The sequence below is a fragment of the Streptomyces sp. NPDC021100 genome, from assembly GCF_044333095.1.
Lineage (GTDB): Bacteria > Actinomycetota > Actinomycetes > Streptomycetales > Streptomycetaceae > Streptomyces.
The window spans coordinates 64,407-87,161 of the sequence record NZ_JBIRQH010000020.1 but is presented as its reverse complement, the minus strand read 5'-3'; the positions used below and the strand labels follow the sequence as shown (position 1 = coordinate 87,161).

Sequence of the window (22,755 nt, the reverse complement as noted above, 5' to 3'; positions counted from 1 at the left end):
CGGGTTACGGTGCTGCGGTACGTCCCGTGCTCCCGCGCCGCCTTCCCCTTCCGCGCGGGACCGTCTCACGCCCCCGCGAGGGAAGTCATGATCCAGGCCATCGGACTGACCAGCGTCCCCCGCCGCAACCGGCCACCCGTCGTCGACGACCTGACCTTCGAGGCCCGCCCCGGGCGCGTCACCGTCCTGCTCGGGGAGGACGGTGCCGGCAAGACCAGCACCCTTCGCCTCATGCTGCGGCTCGACCCCGGCCGTGGCGTCGCCCTGTTCCGCGGGCGCAGCCTCGACCGCGTCGCCCACCCCGTGCGCGAGGTCGGTGTGCTCCTCGGGGACGTTCCGGGCCACCCCGGCCGCACGGCCCGCGGCCATCTGCGCATGCTCGGCGCGGCGGCCGGAGTGCCCGCCGCCCGGGCCGACGAGGTGCTCGACGTCGTGGGCCTCAGCGGGCTGGCCGACCAGCGCATCGGGGACTTCTCCCGCGGCATGGACCGCCGGCTGGGCATCGCCGCCGCCCTCCTCGGCGACCCGCACACCCTTGTCCTGGACGAGCCGACCGCCGGCCTCTCCCCCCGGGAGACCTCCTGGCTGCACGGGCTCCTGCGCGGCTACGCGGCCCAGGGCGGGGCCGTGCTCGTCACCTCGTCCTCGCCGGGAGAGGCGGCACGCGTGGGCGACCAGGTCGTCACCATCCACCGCGGACGCCTCGTCGCCGACCAGGAGACCGCGGTCTTCGCCCGGGCCCGCCTCCGGCCGCGGGTCGCCGTCCGCTCGCCCTCGGCGGCGCGGCTCGCGCACATCATCTCCGCGGAGGCGGAGGCGGCCTGTCCGCCGTCCGAGGCCCCGCCCGTGGAGGTCGTCCACGAGGGCGGCAGCACCCTCGCCGTCTACGGCAGCAGCTGCGCCGCCGTGGGGGAGACCGCCTACCGGCACGGCATCCTCGTGCACCGGCTCGCCGAGGAGGTCGAGGCCGGGCCGGTCCCCCCGCTCCAGCGCGCCGACGGCCGCCGTCCGGCCGACGCCGCGACCGCCCCCGACGCCCCGGCGGGCGTACCCGCCGCACACGGGCGCGACGCGCCCGAGGGGCCGCTCTCCCGCGTGCAGCCGCCCCTCCCGGCGCCCGGCCCGGCCTGGCCGCTGCGGTACGAGTTCCACCGCATCGCCGGGGTGCGCACCGGCTGGGTCGTGGCGGCCACCGCTCTGCTGCTCTCCCTGCTCGCCTCGGTCCTGCTGGCCCGGTCCGGGGCGCCGGAGCCCGGCCTGCTCGCCGGGTGGCCCGCGCCGCTCCCGCTGCCCCCGGCCGCGCTCGGCGCGGGGGTGCTGGGAGCGCTGGCCTTCGGACAGGAGTACCGCTATCCGGCGCTGGCGCCGGACGCGGGGGGCGTCCCCCGGCGGCTGGCACTCCTCGGCGGCAAGCTCACGGTCACGGCCGTCGCCGCGCTGCTGCTCGCCCTCTCCTCGGTGGTCCTGGACGCCGTGGTGGTGCGGCTCCTCTTCGGGCGGTCGGTGACCCTCTTCCCCGACGCCTGGCCCGGCGCCCTCGCCGGATGGATCGCCCTCGCCCTCGGCTGCGCGTGGGCCGGGCTGCTGGCCGCGGGCCTGTTCCGGTCCACCCTCCTGGGGCTCGTCGCCGTGCTGGTGGTCCCGACGCTGGTGGTCCCGGTCGTGAACGCCGTGCTCGCCCGCCCCGCGGCCCGGTCGCTGGCCGGACTGCCCGGACGGCTCCGCTCCTCGGCGCCGCTCCAGTGGCCGGCCGGCATGGACGAGGGCGTCTCGACGGCGCTGCGGCTGGTGTCCCAGCCCGTCGGCTGGGCGCTCGTGCTGTCCCTGACGGGGCTGCTGGGGGCCTACGTCCTCACGGTGTTCCGGGGGAGACCGCGGTGAGGTCTGTGCTAGGGCGTCACCGGCCCGGCGCTCGCCGGCCGCCGGTCGCGGCGGACACGGAGCGTAGCCGGCGGCCTGCCGGGGTCGCGGAGAACGCGGACGTCATCGGAGGGCTCCGCGTCGGCCGGTACCCGAGGGGAGACGCTCTACGACACGCTCCGGAACCGGCCCTCTACAGCTGTCCGTACGCGCTCGGCCTCGAAGAGTGCCCAAAACTGTCCGTTTGGTCGTCAATTGTGAGGTAATGGGCGATCACCCTTTCGTGTGCTTTTCACCAAAGACCTCAAGGCCCGTCGGCCCGTCGCCGACAAAGGAAGCGTGAGTACCCTTGCGCACACCATGATGACCGCGGCTCGCCCCGCCGACTCCGGCCTGACGGGCCCGGGCGAGCTCGACCGCTACTCCTACGCGGAGGCCCCCGGGGCCGACCGCGGCTCCGCGCACGCCTGGGACGGTGACGCGGAGCTGGGCCGCGCCGGCCGCCGGGCGGCCGGCAGCCGCGGCCGGGGGCTGCACGGACAGCTCGTCCAGCAGCTGGGGCAGATGATCGTCTCCGGCGATCTCGGTGCCGACCGGCCGCTCGTCCCCGAGGAGATCGGCCAGCGCTTCGAAGTCTCCCGCACCGTCGTCCGGGAGTCGCTGCGCGTTCTCGAGGCCAAAGGTCTGGTCAGCGCCCGCCCCAACGTCGGCACCAGGGTCCGTCCGGTCAGCGACTGGAACCTCCTCGACCCGGACATCATCGAGTGGCGGGCCTTCGGGCCCCAGCGCGACGACCAGCGCCGGGAGCTCTGCGAGCTCCGCTGGATCATCGAGCCGCTGGCCGCACGGCTCGCCGCCGGGCACGGCCGCGAAGACGTCCAGCAGCGCCTCGCCGACATGGCGGAGATCATGGGGCACGCCCTGGCCCAGGGTGACTCGCTCACCTTTTCCCGGGCCGACGCCGAGTTCCACGCCCTGCTGCTCCAGGTCGCGGGCAACCGCATGCTGGAGCACCTGTCGGGCATCGTCTCGGCGGCCCTGCACGTCTCCGGCGCCTCGGCCGGCGGGTGCGACCGCCCCACGGACGCGGGCGTCGGCCACCACCTCCGGATCGTCGACGCCGTCGGGGCGGGTGACGCGGGCGCCGCGGAATCCGCCATGCGTCAGCTGCTCGTCTCGCACCCCGAGGTCGAGCGGGCCGTGCCCGCGCCGCGCGAGCACTGATCCGCGGGAACGGGCCGTACGGGCAAGGAGAGGTGCGCGCGGGACTGTTCGTCCGCCCCGCGCGTACGGCCGCGCGGGGAGTCGCAGAACCGCGCGGGGCGATCCGTGCAGGCGCGTGCGAGAGGAAACGCGCCGCCGGTCTTGGGTCGAGCTGCGGAGGAGCGCATCACTCTGTCCCGTTCAGTGGTATTTCGCACCCTTATGAGGTGTGACTCGGGCCACGGGGATTGGGCGTAACGCTCCCTGAGGCAGCGCGATGACTTAAGAGGTGGTGGCCGTGGAGGGAATACAGGCCTCGAACGAGGCGCTGTGTTGCTACCGCACTATCGCCCGCGCCGTCGGTTCATCCTTGCCGACGGTCGTCGGCTCCGATCCCCAGCGGATGGAGCCGGAAGCCGTTTCCATCGTTCCGAGAGGTTGTTCGTGTCGGCCAGCACATCCCGTACGCTCCCGCCGGAGATCGCCGAATCCGAGTCTCTGATGGCGCTCATCGAGCAGGGAAAGGCCGAGGGGCAGATCGCCGGCGACGACGTGCGTCGGGCCTTCGAGGCTGACCAGATTCCGCCAACCCAGTGGAAGAACGTTCTGCGCAGCCTCAACCAGGTCCTCGATGAGGAAGGTGTGACGCTGATGGTCAGTGCGGCAGAGGCGCCCAAGCGCACCCGCAAGAGCGTCGCAGCGAAGAGCCCGGCGAAGCGCACCGCCACCAAGGCCGTCTCGTCCAAGACGGTCACGTCCCGCCCGTCGTCCACGGCCGCCGCCACGTCCGCCGCGGGCTACGGCGACGAAGCGGGTGACGAGGCCGTGACGCCCGCCAAGAAGGCCGCCGCGAAGAAGACGGCCGCCAAGAAGACGGTGGCCAAGAAGGCCACCGCCAAGAAGACGACGGCCAAGAAGGCCACCGCCAAGAAGGACGCCGACGAGCTCCTCGAGGACGAGCTCGTCGACGAGACCCCCACCCCCGGCAAGGCCGACGAGGAGGAGGAGACCGGCGAGAACAAGGGCTTCGTCCTGTCCGACGAGGACGAGGACGACGCCCCGGCGCAGCAGGTCGCGGTGGCCGGTGCCACCGCCGACCCGGTCAAGGACTACCTCAAGCAGATCGGCAAGGTGCCCCTCCTCAACGCCGAGCAGGAGGTGGAGCTCGCCAAGCGGATCGAGGCCGGTCTGTTCGCCGAGGACAAGCTGGCCAACGCGGACAAGCTCGCCCCCAAGCTCAAGCGTGAGCTGGAGATCATCGCCGAGGACGGCCGGCGCGCCAAGAACCACCTGCTGGAGGCCAACCTCCGTCTGGTGGTCTCCCTGGCCAAGCGCTACACCGGCCGCGGCATGCTCTTCCTGGACCTGATCCAGGAGGGCAACCTCGGTCTGATCCGTGCGGTCGAGAAGTTCGACTACACGAAGGGCTACAAGTTCTCGACCTACGCCACCTGGTGGATTCGCCAGGCGATCACGCGAGCCATGGCCGACCAGGCCCGCACCATCCGTATCCCGGTGCACATGGTCGAGGTCATCAACAAGCTCGCGCGCGTGCAGCGCCAGATGCTCCAGGACCTGGGCCGTGAGCCCACCCCGGAGGAGCTGGCCAAGGAGCTCGACATGACCCCCGAGAAGGTCATCGAGGTCCAGAAGTACGGCCGTGAGCCGATCTCCCTCCACACCCCGCTGGGTGAGGACGGAGACAGCGAGTTCGGTGACCTCATCGAGGACTCCGAGGCGGTCGTCCCCGCCGACGCCGTGAGCTTCACGCTTCTGCAGGAGCAGCTGCACTCGGTTCTGGACACGCTCAGCGAGCGCGAGGCCGGCGTGGTGTCCATGCGCTTCGGTCTCACCGACGGTCAGCCGAAGACGCTCGACGAGATCGGCAAGGTCTACGGGGTGACGCGTGAGCGCATCCGGCAGATCGAGTCGAAGACCATGTCCAAGCTGCGCCACCCCTCGCGTTCGCAGGTGCTGCGCGACTACCTGGACTGATCCTCGGGTTCCCGACCACAGGGCCCGGTTCCTCTTCGGAGGGGCCGGGCCCTCGTCGTTCGGCGGGTGCGGCGGACGGGCCGCCCGGCGGGACGTGGCGGACGGCGGACTCCGGATGCGGCGGACGGTGCCGGGGTTGACTCTGGGAAGGCAAGTGCTTCCGCTGCGTCAGGAGACCGTATGCGCGCCCTGGGCTGTTCGCTGACCGCCGCCTTCGCGCTGCTGCTCGCGGTGCCGAACCCGGTGGCGGCCGATGAGCGGCTGGTCGTGGGCGGGCAGGAGGTGAAGACCGCGGACGCGCCGTGGGTGGTGGCCCTGGCGAGCCGGGAGCGCTTCGGCGGGACGCGCTCGGGGCAGTTCTGCGGCGGCGTCGTCGTGGGGCGCAGCACCGTCGTGACCGCCGCCCACTGCCTCACCCGCGAGGTGCTCGGTACGGAACCGAGCGCGGCGTCCGACCTGCGGGTCATCGTCGGCCGCGACGATCTGAAGGGGAAGGCCGGATCCGAGCTGGCCGTGAAGGAGACGTGGGTCAACCCGGCCTTCAACGCGGAGACCAACGCCGGGGACGTCGGGGTCGTCACGTTGGCGGAGCCGCTTCCCGACGGCCGTGCGATCGCGATGGCGCAGCAGGGCGAAGCGGTCTACGCGGCGAATACGCCGGCCATGGTGTACGGCTGGGGTGACACCCTGGGCAACGGGTCGTACTCGGACACGCTGCGTGCCGCCTCGGTGCTGGTGCTCGGCGACGAGCTCTGCGAGAAGGCGTATCCGGGCGGCCTGGAAGGGGCCTACGACCGGAAGACCATGCTCTGCGCCGGCTGGCCGGAGGGCGGGAAGGACGCCTGTCAGGGGGACAGCGGAGGCCCTCTGGTGGCGGACGGACGGCTGGTGGGGCTGGTGTCATGGGGGAGCGGATGCGCCCAGCCCGGCCGTCCGGGGGTCTATACGCGCATCTCCGCTGTTTCCGCGATGGTCACGGCGCACAGTGTCGACGCGAGGCCGCACACCTCTCAGGGGCCCGCACAGCTCGCGCGCCCGGCGGTCCCCTCGTGAGAGCGGGTCCGGGCCCGACGAGGACGGGCGGCCGCCCCCGGTGGGGGCGCCGCCCGTCGCTGCCCAGCCCACAGGGGTCGGACCTCGCTCGTCGTGGATGCGATGTGCCAGCGTTCCAGCGGTGGACTCAGCGGTCCTCGGGAGGACCTCAGCGGTCCTCGTCGGACGCGGAGGCCGGGACGGCCGTCAGTCGCTCGGTCTCGTCCTGTATCTCCGCGGCGATCTTCTTGAGCTCCGGCTCGAACTTGCGCCCGTGGTGGGCGCAGAACAGCAGCTCACCGCCGCTCAGGAGAACGACGCGCAGGTAAGCCTGAGCGCCGCACCGGTCGCAGCGGTCAGCGGCCGTCAGCGGGCTCGCGGGGGTCAGAACAGTAGTCACGTCGCCTCTTCTCTAGCTCGACGAGCTGTCGTACCAGGGTCAACATCCAACCAGGCCGAAAACGTTCCCGCTCGTGGCTTTTCCTCGAAACTTCCTTCCGAGTGAGCCGGATCTTGACGTTTGGCGGCGAATGAGCCGTATTGCGTGGGTCTACGGTTTCACATCGCTGAGGTTCACATCATCGGGGGGTCCGTCCACCCGGCCGGCTTGCCGGGTTGTTCTTCAGGACGTGCCCGGAGCCTAAATGGTTCATGCCTCCAAGGGAACGTGATGTGCACGTCACCCCATCGAGTCATCGAACAGGCATTCGAAATTCGACTAGCATGGTCGGCGCCGCGGGTGGCGGCACAAAGGCTCTACCGGGCCTCGGTACCCTCTGAACGGCGAATGAGCCAGCCATGCGCCCGCAGACGGGTGACAGAGAAATTCAGCGAGGAGCGAACCGCGTGACCGCCGATACGTCCGTGCCGTCCACCGCATTGCTGACCGGGGCAGACCGGGACGGATCCAACTACACCGCGCGGCACCTGCTCGTCCTCGAAGGACTGGAAGCCGTCCGGAAGCGTCCCGGCATGTACATCGGGTCGACGGACAGCCGCGGCCTGATGCACTGCCTCTGGGAGATCATCGACAACTCCGTCGACGAGGCCCTGGGCGGCTACTGCGACCGCATCGACGTGATCCTGCACGACGACGGCTCCGTGGAGGTCCGCGACAACGGCCGGGGCATCCCGGTGGACATCGAGCCCAAGACGGGGCTGTCGGGCGTCGAGGTCGTCATGACCAAGCTGCACGCGGGCGGCAAGTTCGGCGGCGGCGCGTACGCGGCCTCCGGCGGCCTCCACGGTGTCGGCGCCTCCGTCGTCAACGCGCTCTCCGCGCGGCTGGACGTCGAGGTGGACCTCCACAGCAGGACCCACACGATCAGCTTCCGGCGCGGTGTGCCGGGCATCTTCACCGAGTCCGGTCCCGACGCGCCCTTCGATCCGGCCAGCGGGCTGCTCAAGGGCAAGAAGGTGCCCAAGAACCGGACCGGCACCCGGGTCCGCTACTGGGCGGACCGCCAGATCTTCCTCAAGGACGCCAAGCTGTCCCTGGAGACACTCTACGGGCGCGCCCGGCAGACGGCCTTCCTGGTGCCCGGACTGACCATCGTGGTGCGGGACGAGCGCGGCCTGGACGGCGCGGACGTCACCGAGGAGACGTTCCGCTACGACGGCGGGATCAGCGAGTTCTGCGAGTTCCTCGCGCAGGACAAGGGCGTCTGCGACGTGTTGCGGCTGAGCGGGCAGGGCACGTTCAAGGAGACCGTGCCCGTCCTCGACGAGCGCGGGCACATGATGCCCACCGAGGTCACCCGGGAGCTCGGGGTGGACATCGCGCTGCGCTGGGGGACCGGTTACGACACCACGATCAAGCCGTTCGTCAACATCATCGCCACCCCGAAGGGCGGCACGCACGTCGCGGGCTTCGAGCGGTCCGTCACCAAGACCGTCAACGACGCGTTGCGCGCGAGCAAGCTGCTGCGTGTCGCCGAGGACGACGTGGTCAAGGACGACGCCCTGGAGGGCCTCACGGCGGTGGTGACCGTGCGGCTGGCGGAGCCGCAGTTCGAGGGGCAGACGAAGGAGGTGCTGGGCACCTCGGCCGCCTCCCGGATCGTCGCGAACGTCGTGGCCAAGGAGCTCAAGGCGTTCCTGACGTCGACCAAGCGCGACGCGAAGCAGCAGGCGCGAGCCGTGCTGGAGAAGATCGTCGCGGCGGCCAGGACGCGGATCGCCGCCCGGCAGCACAAGGAGGCCCAGCGCCGCAAGACGGCACTGGAGTCCTCGTCGCTGCCGGCCAAGCTGGCCGACTGCCGCAGCGACGACGTGGAGCGCAGCGAGCTGTTCATCGTCGAGGGCGACTCGGCCCTGGGCACCGCCAAGCTGGCGCGGAACTCGGAGTTCCAGGCGCTGCTGCCGATCCGCGGCAAGATCCTGAACGTGCAGAAGGCCTCGGTCTCGGACATGCTCAAGAACGCCGAGTGCGGGGCGATCATCCAGGTGATAGGAGCGGGGTCCGGCCGGACCTTCGACATCGACGCCGCGCGCTACGGCAAGGTCATCTTCCTCGCCGACGCCGATGTCGACGGAGCACACATCCGCATCCTGCTGCTCACCCTCTTCCAGCGCTACATGCGGCCGATGGTGGAGGAGGGACGGGTGTTCTCCGCGGTGCCGCCGCTGCACCGGGTGGAGCTGACCCGCCCCAAGAAGGGGCAGGACAAGTACATCTACACCTACTCCGACAACGAGCTGCGGCAGACGCTGCTGGAACTGGAGCGCAAGGGCATCCCGTACAAGGACTCCGTCCAGCGCTACAAGGGTCTGGGCGAGATGGACGCCGACCAGCTCGCGGAGACCACGATGGACCCGCGTCACCGCACCCTGCGCCGGATCAACATCAGCGACCTGGAGGCCGCCGAGCGCACCTTCGACCTGCTGATGGGCAACGAGGTCGCGCCGCGCAAGGAGTTCATCACCAACTCGGCGGCGACGCTCGACCGCTCGCGCATCGACGCCTGAGTCTCCACCCCCGGGTGGAGAGAGGATCTCCACCCGGGCTCCACCCGTGATCCACCCCTGCTCCGATCCGTGCCGGGCGCCGGCTCCGTAGCGTCGGATGTGTCGGCCGACAGCGTGTTCACCTGCGGTCGGCCGCCGTGTCCACGCTCAACGGAGGGGCTTTCCATGTCCGCTGTGATCGACGCAGGGGTGATCGTCGCCGTCGTCGCGCTCGTCGTCGTCCGGCAGTTCAAGCCGCAGAAGGTGGTCTCGGGCGAGCGGCGGTGGTGGATCGTGCCCGCGGTGCTGGTCGTCGTCGCGGCCAGGGAGCCGGGGATGGTGGACGCCGGCCATCGGGTGGCGTCCGTGGGGCTGCTGGTGGCGGGGGTGGCGGCCGGGCTCGCCACCGGTGCGGCCTGGGCCTGGACCACTCGAATATGGACCGACGAGTCGGGAGCGGTCTGGGCGCGGGGCACGAAGGCCGCGGTGGCGATCTGGGCCGGCGGGCTGGTGCTGCGGCTGGGGCTGTCCGGGATCGGTGCGCTGATCGGGGTCCACCAGGGGACGGCGGCCACTCTGGTCACGCTCGCGGCGATGCTGCTGGCCAGGACCGGGATCGTGGTGCTGCGGGCCCAACGGTCGCTTCCGGCGTACGGTGTCGTTGCCGGTGGCTGAGACCGCGGTGGCCGAGACCGCCGCGCGTGAGACCGCGGCGTGTGAGACCGGAGCACGGGTGGAGGAGCCGGACGTGCCCAGGGAGAGCTGGACCGCGTGGCCCGCCCGGGAGGCGCTCTCCCAGGCCGGGGTGCCGCGCCGTCGCCAGGTGCTGACATGGATCGTGCGCGCCGTGCTGGTCGGGGCGTTCTTCGCCAGTGTGGTGCGGGAGGACGTGCTCCGCGGGTGGGAGTACGCCGTGGTGGCCGCGGGGTTCGCGGTGTGCGGCGCCGCGATCTGGCGGTGCTACACCACGACGCTCGACCGGCGGCTGCGGGCCTCGGTCGGACTGCTGGCGGTGCCGGTCGCGGCGGGAGCCCTCGCCGAGGGGGCGGGGGCGCACGTCGCCGCCGCCGGGCTGTGGTGCATCACCGCGGTCGTCGCGGTGGAGCGGCTGCCGCTCGGGCCGGGTCTGGGGCTGGCGGCGGTCCCTCTCACGGCCTACGTGCTGACGACGCGGGGCTCATGGGCGGGGACGGCCGGGACGGTGGCCATGGTGCTGCTCATCGGGTACTCGCTGCGGCTGGACGAGGAGGCGCGGGGGGCCGGGTTCCGGATGCTGGCCCAGGAGCGGGCCGCGCGCCGGGCGGAGGCGGAGACGGCGGCGCTGAACGAGCGGGCGCGGATCGCACGCGAGATCCATGACGTCCTCGCGCACAGCCTGTCGGCCCAGCTGGTGCACCTGGAGGCCGCGCGGCTGCTGGTCGAGAGCGGTGCGGAACAGGACCGGGTCCTCGAACGGATCGTGTCCGCGCGGGGGATGGCCCGGGAGGGGCTGGCCGAGACCCGGCAGGCGCTGTCCGCGCTGCGGGGGGAGATGACACGTCCGGAGGAGTTCCTGCGGGACCTCGCGGCCGCGCAGGGGGCCGGTCTGCGGGTGACCGGTGAGCCGCGCCGGCTCCCGGCGGAGGCCGGGCTGGCGGTGCGCCGGGTCGCGCAGGAGGCGCTCACCAATGTGCGCAAGCACGCTCCGGGGGCGCGGGTGGACATGGAGTTCTCCTATTTGGAGGGAGAAGTGGAGCTGGCGGTTCATGATGGTGGGGCGCGGGGGAAGAACACCGAGCTGGCCGGATCCGGCGCCGGGTACGGACTGCTCGGCATGCGGGAGCGGGCCGAGCTGCTGGGGGGCAGTCTGGAGGCCGGTCCGGTGGCCGAGGGGCGCGAGGGCTTCGTGGTGCGCCTGAGGGTGCCGGCGTGATGAGAAGCGTGGGGAATGTCAGGTGGGGGGAGCGGGAGTGGTTCCGGGAGGCGGGAGTGGTGTGAGCGGAGCGGGTGAGGTGGAGCGGTCGCCGGCGCGGGTCCTGGTGGTGGACGACCAGACCGTGGTCCGTGAGGGGATCGTGATGCTGTTGGGGCTGTTGCCCGGCATCGAGGTCGTCGGATCGGCGGGCGACGGGCTGGAGGCCGTGCGGCTCGTCGCGGAGCACGCCCCGGACGTGGTGCTGATGGATCTGCGCATGCCGCGCTGCGACGGCGTCGAGGCCACCCGGCGTATCCGCGAGAACCATCCGGACACCCAGGTCGTGGTGCTCACCACCTTCGGTGACGACGACTCACTCTTCCCCGCGCTGCAGGCCGGGGCGCGGGGGTATCTCACCAAGGACGCCGGAGGGGAGGAGATCGTCCGGGCGATCGAGGACGTGAGGTCGGGGGAGGCGGGGCTCTCCCCGCAGGTGCAGCGGAGGCTGCTGGAGCGGCTGGCGACGGCGGCGCCCGCCCAGGCGCCGGGGCCGTACGGCGCGTTGGCGTCGTCCGGTCCGTCCGCCGGTCGCCGGGCGGCGGGTTCCGGGGGAGGGCCGGAGGCGCTGCCCGACGGGCTGACCGCGCGGGAGGCGGAGGTCCTGGCGCTCGTCGCCGAGGGGCTGTCGAACACGGAGATCGCCCGGCGGCTGCACGTCAGCACGGCCACGGTGAAGACGCACATCAACAACCTCTTCGCCAAGACCGGGGTACGGGACCGGGCGCAGGCCGTCCGGTACGCGTTCCACCACGGCATCGCGGGGCCTCTCGGGCGGGGCGCACGGGACTGAGAGCGGGGGCCGGGGGCTCGTCGTTCGGGGTGGCCCGGTCAGCGGCCGGACCAGGTGTACCGGTGTTCGGGGCGGCCCGTGGAGCCGTAGCGCAGGGTCAGGTCCAGCCGGCCGGACGTCTCCAGGCGCTTGAGGTAGCGCTGGGCGGTGGAGCGGCTCAGTCCGGCGCGGGCCGCCACCTCGTGGGCGGACAGGGGATGTGCGGCGTCGCGGAGCACCCGGCGGATCAGTTCCGCCGTCGGGGCGGAGTGGCCCTTGGGCAACGGCGGTGAGACGGCGGCCGTCCGCAGGGTGGAGAAGATCCGGTCCACTTGTTCCTGCTCGGCCTCCTCCGTGTCGTCGAGGGCCAGTCGCAGCCGGGCGTACGCCTCCAGCTTCGCCCGCAGACCGGGGAAGGAGAACGGTTTGACGAGATACTGCAGGGCCCCGTAGCGGATGGCCGTGCGGACGGTGGCGATGTCCCGGGCCGCAGTCACCATGATGACGTCCGTCGGATGCCCCGACTGCCGGACGCGGCCCATGAGTGACAGGCCGGTCTCGTCCGGCAGGGAGTGATCGAGCAGCATCAGGTCGACGTGCTCGCGTTCCAGAACGGCCATGGCCTGGGCCGCGTTGTGGGCGGTGGCCCGTACGCGGAAGCCCGGAACCCGTGCCACGTACGCCGCGTTGACCTCCGCCACACGGAAGTCGTCGTCCACGACGAGGACTTCGAACATGGTGCACCCCTTCGAGCGGTGTGGCCGGACGGCCCTCGGCTCCGCCGTCTCGCGGCCCCGTCGTGCCGTCACCTGTTCTAGCGTGCGCAGAACGAGCAGAACAGGGTTCGTGTGCGCAAGCGGCACCATGCGCGACAGGCCCGGCTTCCGGGGCGCCTCAGGTGAGCGGGACGACGGCGACGACGTCCATGCGGGTTGGTGAGCCGAGGGCCCGGCCGCAGCTCTCGGGGCGGGGCGGCTCGGCGGCGCCCTGTTCGACGACGACCCGCCAGGAGCGGCCGTCGGTGTGGGCCACGGTCACCTCGTGGCGAGGGGCGGAGCCGGTGGCCGCGGCCACGTCCAGGGCGTTCGCGCCCGTCTCGCCGGTCAGGGCGCGTACGGCCAGTTCGGCGGCCTGGGCGGGGCGGTCCCAGGCGGACCGGCCGCGGCAGTTCGCGGTCACCACATGGCCCTCGCGCGCGGCTTCCAGCACTTCCTTGACGCCGTGCGCGGTGGCCCGGCCGTACGCGTAACCGAAGGGCAGCACGAAGAGGGTCGGCGCGAAGCGGTGGCCGCCGATGTGGGTGACCTCCCAGACCCCGGTGTCCCCGGCGGCCGTCAGCTCCGCCGCCAGCGGGCGGCCCAGCAGGGCGCAGCAGCGGTCGCGCTTGCCGTTGGTGCACACCAGGGCGAGCGGATCACCGGTGTACGGCTCCCACAGTCCGCCGTGGTGCCCGGCGCCGAGTGCGGCGAAGTCCAGGTCCAGGAGGCGGGCCGGGTCGTCGAGTTCCGTGGTGCGGATCCAGGAGCGGCCGGGGGCCGTGTGCGCGACGAAGATCCGTCGGCCGGCCGGCGGGCGGCAGTCGGCGTGCCGCCCGGGGCGGCGGATCAGGGCGACCCGGACGCCCGTACCCGCGGCCGCCTCCTCCAGGACCCGGCCGACGGCGGGGTCGAGGCGACTGGCGGTGAGGGCCTTGGCTCCCCAGGGGCCGGGCTGTTCGATCAGCAGCCAGGTAGGGGCGGTGACGGCGGTACCGGCCAGGGGCTCGGTCAGCAGTCGGGAGGCGGTGGCGCACGTGCTCACATAGGTGAGCCTAACCTGGGCCGGAGGGCACTGCGCGCCCGGTCGGCCCCGGCGTCCGGTACGACCATATCCTGGGGCGGGCGGGGCGCAGGGGCCCGCCGTGTTCTCCGGCCGGCGACGGGGAGACGACGGAAAGACGACGGAAAGGCGCTCGGGTGGCCAGACGACAGATCCCCGTCATCGTGCTCGCGGGTTTCCTCGGCTCGGGCAAGACCACGCTGCTCAACCATCTGCTCGCACACAGTGGCGGCAGCCGGATCGGTGTGGTGGTCAACGACTTCGGCAGCATCGAGATCGACGCCCTGAGCGTGGCCGGCCAGGTGGACTCCATGGTCTCGCTCGGCAACGGCTGCCTGTGCTGCGCGGTCGACACCAGCGAGCTGGACGGCTTCCTGGAACGCCTGGCCCGCCCGGCGGCCCGGATCGACGTCATCGTCATCGAGGCCAGCGGGCTGGCCGAGCCGGAGGAGCTGGTCCGGATGATCCTGGCCAGCGACAACGAGAGCATCGTCTACGGCGGTCTGGTCGAAGTGGTGGACGCCGCCGAGTTCGGCCGGACCCGGGCGCGGCACCCCGAGCTCGACCGGCACCTGGGCATCGCGGACCTGGTGGTGCTCAACAAGACGGACCGGGTGACCGACGCCGAGCGGGAGGAGCTCGAAGCGGTCCTCGCCGGGCTGGCGCCCGGCACCCCCGTCGTCGCCTCCTCGCACGGCCGGGTCGATCCCGAGCTGCTCTTCGACCGCAAGCCGCGCGAGGACCGCCTGGAGTCCATCCGGCAGCTCTCCTTCGAGGACCTGGCCCACGAGGAGCACGACCACGGGCACGACGGGCACCTGCACGCGGCGTACGAGAGCGTCGAGTTCGTCTCCGAGGACCCCCTGCACCCCCGCCGTTTCATGGAGTTCCTGGACCGCAGGCCGGAAGGGCTCTACCGGATCAAGGGGTTCGTGTACTTCGGGGTGCCCGGGCACCGGCAGAAGTTCGCCCTGCACGCGGTCGGGGACTTCCTGCGGATGTACCGGTCGCCCTGGGCGCGGTCGGAGCCCCGCCTCACTCAACTCGTCATGATCGGCAGGGGTGTCGACGGCGGCGTCCTCCGGGCCGGGCTGGACGCCTGCCGGCACACGGCACCGCAGGACGCCGATGACCACAGCATGTGGGGCGTCCTGCGGTACACCCAGGGCTGATCCCGCGAGGGTCGGCCCCGGGCGCCCGGCCGGATCACACCGGTCCGGCCACCACCGCCACCGGCTTGGCCAGCGGCGTGCCCGACCCGTCGCGGCGCGGGTCGGGCTCCGGCAGGGCCGCGGGCGTGCCGTTGGCCGTGGCGGCGCGGGCCGGAGCGGCGCCCGCCCAGGCCAGGACCAGGCAGTCCTCGCCCTTGAGGAACCGCTGGCAGCGCACGCCGCCGGTGGCCCGGCCCTTGCGCGGGTACTGGTCGAACGGCGTCAGCTTCGCCGTCCCCTCGGAGGCCGCGCCGGGCAGGCCGCCCGCGGCCCCGGCCACCGTGAAGACCGCGGCGTCCTCCGCCGGGTCGACGGCGGTGAAGGAGATCACCTTGGCCCCGGAGGACAGCTTGACGCCCGCCATGCCGCCCGCGGGGCGGCCCTGCGGACGCACCTGCCCGGCCTGGTAGCGCAGCAGCTGGGCGTCGTCGGTGATGAAGACCAGGTCCTCGTCGCCGGTCCGCAGCTCGGCCGCGCCCACGACGCGGTCGCCGGCCTTGAGGGAGATGACCTCCAGCTCGTCCTTGTTGGCCGGGTAGTCGGGGACCACGCGCTTGACGACGCCCTGCTCCGTGCCGATGGCGAGGCCGGGCGAGGACTCGTCCAGCGTGGTCAGGCAGACCACCCGCTCGTCGTCCGCCAGCGACAGGAACTCCGACAGGGGCGCGCCGCCGGCCAGGTTGGGCGCCGCGGCCGTCTCCGGCAGCTGCGGCAGGTCGATCACCCGCACCCGCAGCAGCCGCCCGGCCGAGGTCACCACGCCGACCTCGCCCAGCGCGGTGGCGGGCACCGCCGAGACGATCACGTCGTGCTTCACGCGCTTGGTCTCGCCCGCGCCCGGCGCGAACGGCTCGCCGGTGGCGGTGCGGGCCATCAGGCCGGTCGAGGAGAGCAGCACCCGGCACGGGTCGTCGGCGACCTGGAGCGGCACCGCCGACGCCGTGGCGCCCGCCGACTCCAGCAGGACCGTGCGCCGGTCGGTGGCGAACTTCTTGGCGACGTCAGCCAGTTCTGAGGAGACGAGCTTGCGCAGCTCGGCGTCGGACTCGAGGATCTTCGTCAGCTCCTCGATCTCCGAGGTCAGCCTGGTCCGCTCGTCCTCCAGCTCGATCCGGTCGAACTTGGTCAGCCGGCGCAACGGGGTGTCGAGGATGTACTGCGTCTGCACCTCGGAGAGGGAGAAGCGCTCGACGAGTGACGCCTTCGCCGCCGCGGCGTTGTCGCTCGATCGGATGATTCTGATGACCTCGTCGATGTCAACGAGCGCCACCAGCAGACCCTCGACCAGGTGAAGCCGGTCGCGCCGCTTGCCGCGCCGGAACTCGCTGCGCCGCCGGACCACCTCGAAGCGGTGGTCGACGTAGACCTCCAGCAGCTCCTTCAGGCCCAGCGTCAGCGGCTGGCCGTCCACCAGCGCGACGTTGTTGATGCCGAAGGACTCCTCCATCGGGGTCAGCTTGTAGAGCTGCTCCAGCACGGCCTCGGGGTTGAAGCCGTTCTTGATCTCGATGACCAGCCGCAGGCCGTGCGCCCGGTCCGTGAGGTCCTTCACATCGGCGATGCCCTGGAGCTTCTTCGCGCCGACCAGATCCTTGATCTTGGAGATGACCTTCTCCGGGCCGACCGCGAACGGCAGCTCGGTCACCACCAGGCCCTTGCGGCGGGCCGTCACGTTCTCGACGGAGACGGTGGCGCGGATCTTGAAGGTGCCGCGGCCCGTCTCGTACGCGTCCCGGATGCCGCTCAGCCCGACGATCCGGCCGCCCGTGGGCAGATCGGGGCCGGGGACGTACCTCATCAGGGTGTCGAGGTCGGCGTTCGGATGCCGGATCAGGTGCCGGGCGGCGGCGATCACCTCGCCCAGGTTGTGCGGCGGCATGTTCGTCGCCATGCCGACCGCGATGCCCGTGGCGCCGTTGACCAGCAGGTTCGGGTAGGCGGCCGGCAGCGCGGCCGGCTCCTGCTCGCTGCCGTCGTAGTTGGCCGCGAAGTCGACGGTGTCCTCGTCGATCGACTCCGTCATCAGCGAGGTCGCGGACGCCATCCGGGCCTCGGTGTACCGCATGGCGGCCGGCGGGTCGTCGTTGCCCAGCGAGCCGAAGTTGCCGTGCCCGTCGACCAACGGCACGCGCATGGAGAACGGCTGCGCCATGCGCACCAGCGCGTCGTAGATGGAGGCGTCACCGTGCGGGTGCAGCTTGCCCATCACCTCGCCGACCACGCGCGCGCACTTCACGTAGCCGCGCTCCGGCCGGAGGCCCATCTCGTTCATCTGGAAGAGGATGCGGCGCTGCACCGGCTTCAGGCCGTCGCGGGCGTCGGGCAGGGCGCGGGAGTAGATGACGGAGTAGGCGTACTCGAGGAAGGAGCCCTGCATCTCGTCGACGACGTCGATGTCGAGGATGCGCTCCTCGAACTCTTCCGGCGGCGGGGTCTTCGTGCTGCGGCGGGCCATCGCGGCTGCGGCTCCTTCGGTCGATTGCCGGGGGCGGACTGACGCCGACCATTGTGGACCTCCCCACTGACAACGCCGACCGCGACCCGTCCGCGAGCACCGCGTTGTCGTTGGGGAGGCCCCGGGAACTTCGCCGGATGTCGGTGCGCTTGCATACAGTGACAGCAGTGTTCATCACGCGAGTCGTCGCGGGCGCCGCGGGCGGGTAACCGCGGCGCGGGATGCAGCGAGATATCGAGCGATCGAAGGGACGTACATGCCCATGGGTCACACGGCCGCGCAACAGGCCGGCACCGGCGGCCTGACAGCGACCGAGCACCGCCTGGCCAACGGCTTGCGAGTGGTGCTCTCGGAGGACCACCTGACCCCGGTCGCGGCAGTCTGCCTCTGGTACGACGTCGGCTCGCGCCACGAGGTCAAGGGCCGCACCGGCCTCGCCCACCTCTTCGAGCACCTGATGTTCCAGGGCTCGGCGCAGGTGAAGGGCAACGGCCATTTCGAGCTGGTGCAGGGCGCCGGCGGCTCGCTCAACGGCACCACCAGCTTCGAGCGGACCAACTACTTCGAGACCATGCCCGCCCACCAGCTGGAGCTGGCGCTGTGGCTGGAAGCCGACCGGATGGGCTCGCTGCTCACCGCGCTCGACGACGAGTCCATGGAGAACCAGCGCGACGTCGTCAAGAACGAGCGCCGCCAGCGGTACGACAACGTGCCCTACGGCACCGCGTTCGAGCGGCTGACGGCGATGGTCTACCCCGAGGGCCACCCCTACCACCACACGCCCATCGGCTCGATGGCCGACCTGGACGCCACCTCCCTGGAGGACGCGCGGGAGTTCTTCCGCACGTACTACGCGCCCGGCAACGCCGTCCTCGCCGTGGTCGGCGACATCGATTCCGAGCGGACGCTGGCCTGGATCGAGAAGTACTTCGGGTCCATCCCCGCCCACGACCGCAAGCAGCCGCCGCGCGACGGCGCCCTGCCCGACGTCGTCGGCGAGCAGCTCCGCCAGGTGGTCCGCGAGGAGGTGCCCTCGCGTGCCCTGATGGCCGCCTACCGGCTCCCGCACGACGGCACCCGGGAGGCGGACGCCGCCGACCTGGCACTGACCGTACTCGGCGGCGGTGAGTCCTCGCGGCTGCACAACCGCCTCGTCCGGCACGACCGCACCGCGGTCGCGGCGGGCTTCGGCATGCTGCGCCTCGCGGGCGCCCCCTCACTGGGCTGGCTGGACGTCAAGGCGTCCGCCGGCGCCGAGGTCGCGGACATCGAGACGGCCGTCGACGAGGAGCTGGCCCGCTTCGCGCTGGAGGGGCCCACCGCCCAGGAGATGGAGCGCGCCCAGGCCCAGCTGGAGCGCGAATGGCTGGACCGGCTGGCCACGGTCAGCGGACGCGCCGACGAACTCTGCCGCTTCGCCGTCCTCTTCGGCGACCCGCAGCTCGCCCTGACCGCGGTCCAGCGGGTCCTGGAGGTCACGCCGGAGGAGGTGCGGGCCGTCGCCCAGGCGCGGCTGCGCCCCGACAACCGCGCGGTGCTCGTCTACGAGCCGACCGGGCCCCAGACCGCGGGCGCCGACGAGACAGGCGCCACCGAGGGCGCCATGGCGCAGGAAGCCGACGTACAGGAAGAGGAGACGGCCCAGTGAGCGAAGCCGCAGTCGTGGGCGCCACCGGCACCGCCGGACCCACCATGCAGTTCCACCCGCAGCCCCTGCCGGGCACGGCCACCCCGTGGAACTTCCCGGCCCCCGGCCGCGACCGGCTGCCCAACGGCCTGACCGTGCTGCGCTGCCACCGCCCCGGCCAGCAGGTCGTCGCCGTCGAGGTCAGCCTCGCCGCGCCGCTGGAGGCCGAGCCGGCCGGCCTGGAGGGCGTGGCCACGATCATGGCCCGCGCCTTCTCCGAGGGCACGGACAAGCTCAGCGCCGAGGACTTCACGGCCGAACTGGAGCGCTGCGGCGCCACCCTGGACGCCCACGCCGACCACCCCGGCGTACGGCTCTCCCTGGAGGTCCCCGCCTCCCGGCTGGTCAAGGCGCTGGGCCTGCTCGCCGACGCCCTGCGCGCCCCGGCCTTCCCCGACAACGAGGTCGAGCGCCTCGTCCGCAACCGCCTGGACGAGATCCCGCACGAGCTCGCCAACCCGGCCCGCCGGGCCGCCATGGCGCTCTCCGCCGAGCTCTTCCCGGCCGACTCGCGGATGTCCCGGCCCCGGCAGGGCACGGAGGAGACCGTCGAGCGCATCGACGCCGCCTCCGTACGGGCCTTCTACGAGGCGCACGTCCGCCCGGCCACCGCCACTGCGGTGATCGTGGGCGACCTGACCGGCGTCGACCTGGACCAGGCCCTGGCCGACACTCTCGGCGCCTGGACGGGCTCCCCGGCCGAGCCCCGGCCCGTCCCGCCCGTCTCCGCCGACGACACCGGCCGCGTCGTCATCGTGGACCGCCCGGGCGCCGTCCAGACGCAGCTGCTCATCGGCCGCGTCGGCGCCGACCGGCACGACAGCGTCTGGCCCGCCCAGGTGCTCGGCACGTACTGCCTCGGCGGCACGCTGACCTCCCGTCTGGACCGCGTGCTGCGCGAGGAAAAGGGCTACACCTACGGCGTCCGCTCGTTCGGCCAGGTGCTGCGCTCCGCCCCCGACGGCACCGGCATCGCGATGCTCGCCATCAGCGGCTCCGTGGACACCCCCAACACCGGTCCGGCGCTGGCGGACCTGTGGACGGTGCTGCGCACCCTCGCCGCCGAGGGGCTGACGGACGCCGAGCGCGACGTCGCCGTGCAGAACCTGGTGGGTGTCGCGCCGCTCAAGTACGAGACGGCGGCGGCCGTCGCGGGCACGCTGGCCGACCAGGTCGAGCAGTACCTCCCGGACGACTTCCAGGCCCGGATGTACGAACGCCTCGCGCAGACCGGGACGGTGGAGGCCACCGCGGCCGTCGTGAACGCCTTCCCGGCCGACCGCCTGGTCACCGTGCTGGTCGGGGACGCCGCGGAGATCGCCGAGCCCGTCCGGGCGCTTGGCATCGGCGAGGTGACGGTCGTTTCCGCCTGACGGAAGCTCAAGCCTCCGCATGCGCCCCGGCGCACGCGCGGGGGCGGAGAGGCGCGTGGGCCCTTCGGGGGCCACGCGCCTCCGTTATGCCCGATTTATAGGAGCGGTTGCACCATCCTTCTGTGGCGTGCGTCACTAAAACGGGGTTCCGTTTGCCGTTCGAATCTGACGACGATTAGCTTCATGGCGGCAGCCCGTCGGATCGGAGCCGCAACCGCGGCCCCGGGCAGCCATCGCCGAGTCCCCGTACGGCGCGAGCCAGGGGAGCCGGGGAACCACATGTTCCCTGGGGTGAATCGGGTCCCTCTCCGGAGGGAACCGTAGGAGACCTTCCTGCTCCGAACCCGTCAGCTAACCCGGTAGGCGAGAGGGAAGGAAAGGAACAGCCGCAACCATGGCGTTCACCCGTGCCACCGGGAAGCACCGTCGTCCGAGCCGTGCCGTGCGAGTCGGCGCCAACGTCGCCGGCATAGCCACCCTGAGCGCCGCGGGCGTCGTCGCCGGTGTCGCCGCTCCGGCCTTCGCCGCCTCTCCGGAGGAGGCGCCCCGCGTGCAGGACACCGGCCTCACCCAGGCCGTCGTCATCTCCGACCACGTGGCCGACAGCGTGGACGAGCAGGCCCAGATGCAGCGCGGCGTCGCCGAGCAGGACGCCGCCACCCAGAAGGCCGAGGACGCCGCCAAGGCGCAGGCCGCCCTGGTCAAGAAGCGCGCCGACGAGGCCAAGCGCAAGGCCGAGGCCGAGCGTGCCGAGAAGGCGCGCGCGGCCCGCGAGGAGGAGCGCAAGCGCCTCAACACCTTCGTGATGCCGATCGACGGTTCCTTCGTCTCCACCCAGTACCACGCCTCCAGCGGCCTGTGGTCCTCCGGCAGCCACACCGGCGTCGACTTCCACGCCGAGGAGGGCACCAGCGTTCACGCCGTGGGTGCCGGCACCGTCGTCGAGGCCGGCAACGGCGGCGCCTACGGCAACAACATCGTCATCAAGCACAACGACGGCACGTACACCCAGTACGGCCACCTCTCGTCGATCGGCGTCAGCGTGGGCCAGACCGTCACCCCCGGCCAGCAGATCGGCCTCTCCGGCTCCACCGGCAACGTCACCGGCCCGCACCTGCACTTCGAGGCCCGCACGGCGCCCACCTACGGCTCGGACATCGACCCGGTCGCGTACCTGCGCGCCCACGGCGTCGCCATCTGACCGCGGCCGTCCCCTTTTCTTCCGCCGAGCCCCGCCCGGACCACGCGTCCGCGGCGGGGCTTTCGGCCGTCCGGAGGCGGCGAAGCTTTCCCGCTCTCTCCACTCGGCCCCGCTCTCTTCACTCGGCTCCGTGCGCTCCACTCGGCTCCGTGCGCTCCGCTTGGCCAAATCATTTCCATGGTCTTCCGGCGGCCATCGGAATCCGCGCGGGATTGCCATAGAGTCGAGCGAATCCTGAAGAAGCGTCCCTCGCCCGCGGACCGTCGCTTTTACGCGAGGCCGCGTCGGGGTCGATCCGGAGGTCCGTCCAATGCGGGGACGTTTGTGAACGGCGGGACCGAAGCGGTTCCCGAGAGCCGCCGCGTTTCCGCGCAGGCGGTGTGCACGGCCATCCGCGACGACATCGTCTCCGGCGCCTTCCCGCCCGGCAGCCGGCTCATCGAGGAACTGCTCGCCCGCCGGTACGGCGTCTCGCGCGTCCCGGTCCGGGAGGCGCTCCGCACCCTGGCCTCCGAGGGCTTCGTGACCACGCGCCGGCACGCGGGCGCCTGCGTCGCCGAGCCGACCGAGCAGGAGGCGGCCGACCTGCTGGAGGTGCGGGCGCTGCTGGAGCCGCTGGGGGCCGCCCGGGCCGCGCAGCGGCGGACCGAGGCGCACCTGAAGGTGCTGCGCGGACTGGTCCGGCTGGGCCGGGAGCGCGCCCGCGCCGGGCAGCCGGGCGAGCTGTGCCCGCTGGGCGACTGGTTCGACGAGACGCTCGCCCAGGCGTCCGGCAGCCCCAGCCTGGGCGCGCTGCTCACCCAGGTGCGGCGCAAGATCGCCTGGATGTACGCGCCCGAGCCGCCCGCCCGGCCCGTGGAGACCTGGGAGACGCACGCCGCGCTGGTCGACGCGGTGGTCAGGAGGGACGCGGGGCGTGCCCGGGACATCGCCGCCGGACGGGCCGGACGGGCCCCCGGGGAATTCCGGTTCTGGCGGCCGGTGCCGGCTTCTTCCGCGCCCTCGGCCGGCGTTCGGAAACGCGCCGTTCACACGGCGGGCGCCGGAATGTGACGGCCGTCCGGTATTCCGGAGCCGGCGGTGAATTCCCCCGCGCGGAACGCCCGGTGCTTTCCGGCCGGAATGCGCGCGAGGTGAAACGCGCGAACGGGGCCGTGGGGGGGGGGGGGCGGCCCCCCCCCCCCCCCCGCGCCCCCCCCCCCGCGCCGGGCCCCCCGCCCCCCCCCCCCCGCCGCCGGGGCAGCAGGGGGA

General features: G+C 72.4%; 17 protein-coding genes and 1 riboswitch. Of the genes, 13 read left to right on the top strand and 4 right to left on the bottom strand.

The window, feature by feature from the left end; all coding sequences use genetic code 11:
- Window positions 1-87 precede the first annotated feature (87 nt).
- The 4 genes from ACH4PU_RS29010 to ACH4PU_RS28995 all read left to right on the top strand — a co-directional run bounded on the left by ACH4PU_RS29010 (window position 88) and on the right by ACH4PU_RS28995 (window position 6,111).
- Window positions 88-1,881 (top strand): ATP-binding cassette domain-containing protein, encoded by a 1,794-nt coding sequence (locus ACH4PU_RS29010; protein ID WP_398278283.1) that lies wholly within the window; start codon window positions 88-90, stop codon window positions 1,879-1,881.
- Window positions 1,882-2,145: 264 nt separating this feature from the next.
- On the top strand, window positions 2,146-3,084 hold the full coding sequence (locus ACH4PU_RS29005; protein WP_398278280.1) for a FadR/GntR family transcriptional regulator: 939 nt from the start codon (window positions 2,146-2,148) through the stop codon (window positions 3,082-3,084).
- Window positions 3,085-3,507: 423 nt separating this feature from the next.
- On the top strand, window positions 3,508-5,058 hold the full coding sequence (locus ACH4PU_RS29000; RefSeq protein ID WP_398278277.1) for an RNA polymerase sigma factor: 1,551 nt from the start codon (window positions 3,508-3,510) through the stop codon (window positions 5,056-5,058).
- Between the two features lie 180 nt (window positions 5,059-5,238).
- Complete coding sequence (locus tag ACH4PU_RS28995; RefSeq protein WP_398278274.1) at window positions 5,239-6,111, top strand: S1 family peptidase; 873 nt, start codon at window positions 5,239-5,241, stop codon at window positions 6,109-6,111.
- Window positions 6,112-6,259: 148 nt separating this feature from the next.
- On the opposite strand, the gene ACH4PU_RS28990 is transcribed toward ACH4PU_RS28995, so the two are convergent.
- Window positions 6,260-6,490 carry a hypothetical protein gene (locus ACH4PU_RS28990; RefSeq protein WP_004949045.1) on the bottom strand — a complete coding sequence of 77 codons (231 nt, stop codon included), beginning with the start codon at window positions 6,488-6,490 and terminating at the stop codon, window positions 6,260-6,262.
- 446 nt (window positions 6,491-6,936) lie between these two features.
- Here ACH4PU_RS28990 and ACH4PU_RS28985 point away from each other — a divergent pair, with 446 nt between their 5' ends.
- From ACH4PU_RS28985 to ACH4PU_RS28970, 4 genes are all read left to right on the top strand, one after another.
- Window positions 6,937-9,057 (top strand): type IIA DNA topoisomerase subunit B, encoded by a 2,121-nt coding sequence (locus ACH4PU_RS28985; protein WP_398278270.1) that lies wholly within the window; start codon window positions 6,937-6,939, stop codon window positions 9,055-9,057.
- Between the two features lie 165 nt (window positions 9,058-9,222).
- Window positions 9,223-9,711 (top strand): DUF1453 domain-containing protein, encoded by a 489-nt coding sequence (locus ACH4PU_RS28980; RefSeq protein ID WP_398278267.1) that lies wholly within the window; start codon window positions 9,223-9,225, stop codon window positions 9,709-9,711.
- A 73-nt stretch (window positions 9,712-9,784) separates the two neighbouring features.
- Window positions 9,785-10,948, top strand: a complete 1,164-nt coding sequence (locus ACH4PU_RS28975; RefSeq protein ID WP_398278407.1) for a sensor histidine kinase — start codon at window positions 9,785-9,787, stop codon at window positions 10,946-10,948.
- Between the two features lie 61 nt (window positions 10,949-11,009).
- A complete protein-coding gene (locus ACH4PU_RS28970) occupies window positions 11,010-11,780 on the top strand; it encodes a response regulator (RefSeq protein WP_398278264.1) in 771 nt (256 codons plus the stop codon).
- Between the two features lie 38 nt (window positions 11,781-11,818).
- Here ACH4PU_RS28970 and ACH4PU_RS28965 read toward each other — a convergent pair whose 3' ends face one another.
- A complete protein-coding gene (locus tag ACH4PU_RS28965; protein ID WP_398278261.1) occupies window positions 11,819-12,496 on the bottom strand; it encodes a response regulator in 678 nt (225 codons plus the stop codon).
- 157 nt (window positions 12,497-12,653) lie between these two features.
- Window positions 12,654-13,559 (bottom strand): sucrase ferredoxin, encoded by a 906-nt coding sequence (locus ACH4PU_RS28960; protein WP_398278258.1) that lies wholly within the window; start codon window positions 13,557-13,559, stop codon window positions 12,654-12,656.
- Window positions 13,560-13,714: 155 nt separating this feature from the next.
- Here ACH4PU_RS28960 and ACH4PU_RS28955 point away from each other — a divergent pair, with 155 nt between their 5' ends.
- Window positions 13,715-14,749: a CobW family GTP-binding protein gene (locus tag ACH4PU_RS28955; protein WP_398278255.1), complete on the top strand. Its 1,035-nt coding sequence runs from the start codon at window positions 13,715-13,717 to the stop codon at window positions 14,747-14,749.
- A 34-nt stretch (window positions 14,750-14,783) separates the two neighbouring features.
- On the opposite strand, the gene ACH4PU_RS28950 is transcribed toward ACH4PU_RS28955, so the two are convergent.
- Window positions 14,784-17,243: a DNA topoisomerase (ATP-hydrolyzing) subunit A gene (locus tag ACH4PU_RS28950; RefSeq protein ID WP_398278252.1), complete on the bottom strand. Its 2,460-nt coding sequence runs from the start codon at window positions 17,241-17,243 to the stop codon at window positions 14,784-14,786.
- A 262-nt stretch (window positions 17,244-17,505) separates the two neighbouring features.
- Here ACH4PU_RS28950 and ACH4PU_RS28945 point away from each other — a divergent pair, with 262 nt between their 5' ends.
- The 4 genes from ACH4PU_RS28945 to ACH4PU_RS28930 all read left to right on the top strand — a co-directional run bounded on the left by ACH4PU_RS28945 (window position 17,506) and on the right by ACH4PU_RS28930 (window position 22,557).
- On the top strand, window positions 17,506-18,891 hold the full coding sequence (locus tag ACH4PU_RS28945; RefSeq protein WP_398278404.1) for a M16 family metallopeptidase: 1,386 nt from the start codon (window positions 17,506-17,508) through the stop codon (window positions 18,889-18,891).
- A gap of 44 nt (window positions 18,892-18,935) precedes the next feature.
- Entirely contained in the window at window positions 18,936-20,303 is a 1,368-nt protein-coding gene (locus tag ACH4PU_RS28940) for a M16 family metallopeptidase (protein ID WP_398278401.1), read from the top strand.
- A 224-nt stretch (window positions 20,304-20,527) separates the two neighbouring features.
- Window positions 20,528-20,684: riboswitch (cyclic di-AMP (ydaO/yuaA leader) on the top strand.
- A gap of 13 nt (window positions 20,685-20,697) precedes the next feature.
- The gene (locus ACH4PU_RS28935) at window positions 20,698-21,504 is read left to right on the top strand and encodes a M23 family metallopeptidase (protein WP_398278249.1); all 807 of its coding nucleotides are present in this window, start codon (window positions 20,698-20,700) and stop codon (window positions 21,502-21,504) included.
- Window positions 21,505-21,828: 324 nt separating this feature from the next.
- Window positions 21,829-22,557, top strand: coding sequence for a GntR family transcriptional regulator (locus ACH4PU_RS28930; RefSeq protein WP_398278246.1), 729 nt, complete (start codon window positions 21,829-21,831; stop codon window positions 22,555-22,557).
- Window positions 22,558-22,755 lie beyond the last annotated feature (198 nt).

What these genes read in the sequence shown, in the direction of transcription:
- ACH4PU_RS29010 (WP_398278283.1), top strand. Translation starts at nt 88, where the DNA reads ATGATCCAGGCCATCGGACTGACCAGCGTCCCCCGCCGCAACCGGCCA.
- ACH4PU_RS28995 (WP_398278274.1), top strand. Translation starts at nt 5,239, where the DNA reads ATGCGCGCCCTGGGCTGTTCGCTGACCGCCGCCTTCGCGCTGCTGCTC.
- ACH4PU_RS28980 (WP_398278267.1), top strand. Translation starts at nt 9,223, where the DNA reads ATGTCCGCTGTGATCGACGCAGGGGTGATCGTCGCCGTCGTCGCGCTC.
- ACH4PU_RS28965 (WP_398278261.1), bottom strand. Translation starts at nt 12,496, where the DNA reads ATGTTCGAAGTCCTCGTCGTGGACGACGACTTCCGTGTGGCGGAGGTC.
- ACH4PU_RS28950 (WP_398278252.1), bottom strand. Translation starts at nt 17,243, where the DNA reads ATGGCCCGCCGCAGCACGAAGACCCCGCCGCCGGAAGAGTTCGAGGAG.
- ACH4PU_RS28945 (WP_398278404.1), top strand. Translation starts at nt 17,506, where the DNA reads ATGGGTCACACGGCCGCGCAACAGGCCGGCACCGGCGGCCTGACAGCG.
- ACH4PU_RS28940 (WP_398278401.1), top strand. Translation starts at nt 18,936, where the DNA reads ATGCAGTTCCACCCGCAGCCCCTGCCGGGCACGGCCACCCCGTGGAAC.
- ACH4PU_RS28935 (WP_398278249.1), top strand. Translation starts at nt 20,698, where the DNA reads ATGGCGTTCACCCGTGCCACCGGGAAGCACCGTCGTCCGAGCCGTGCC.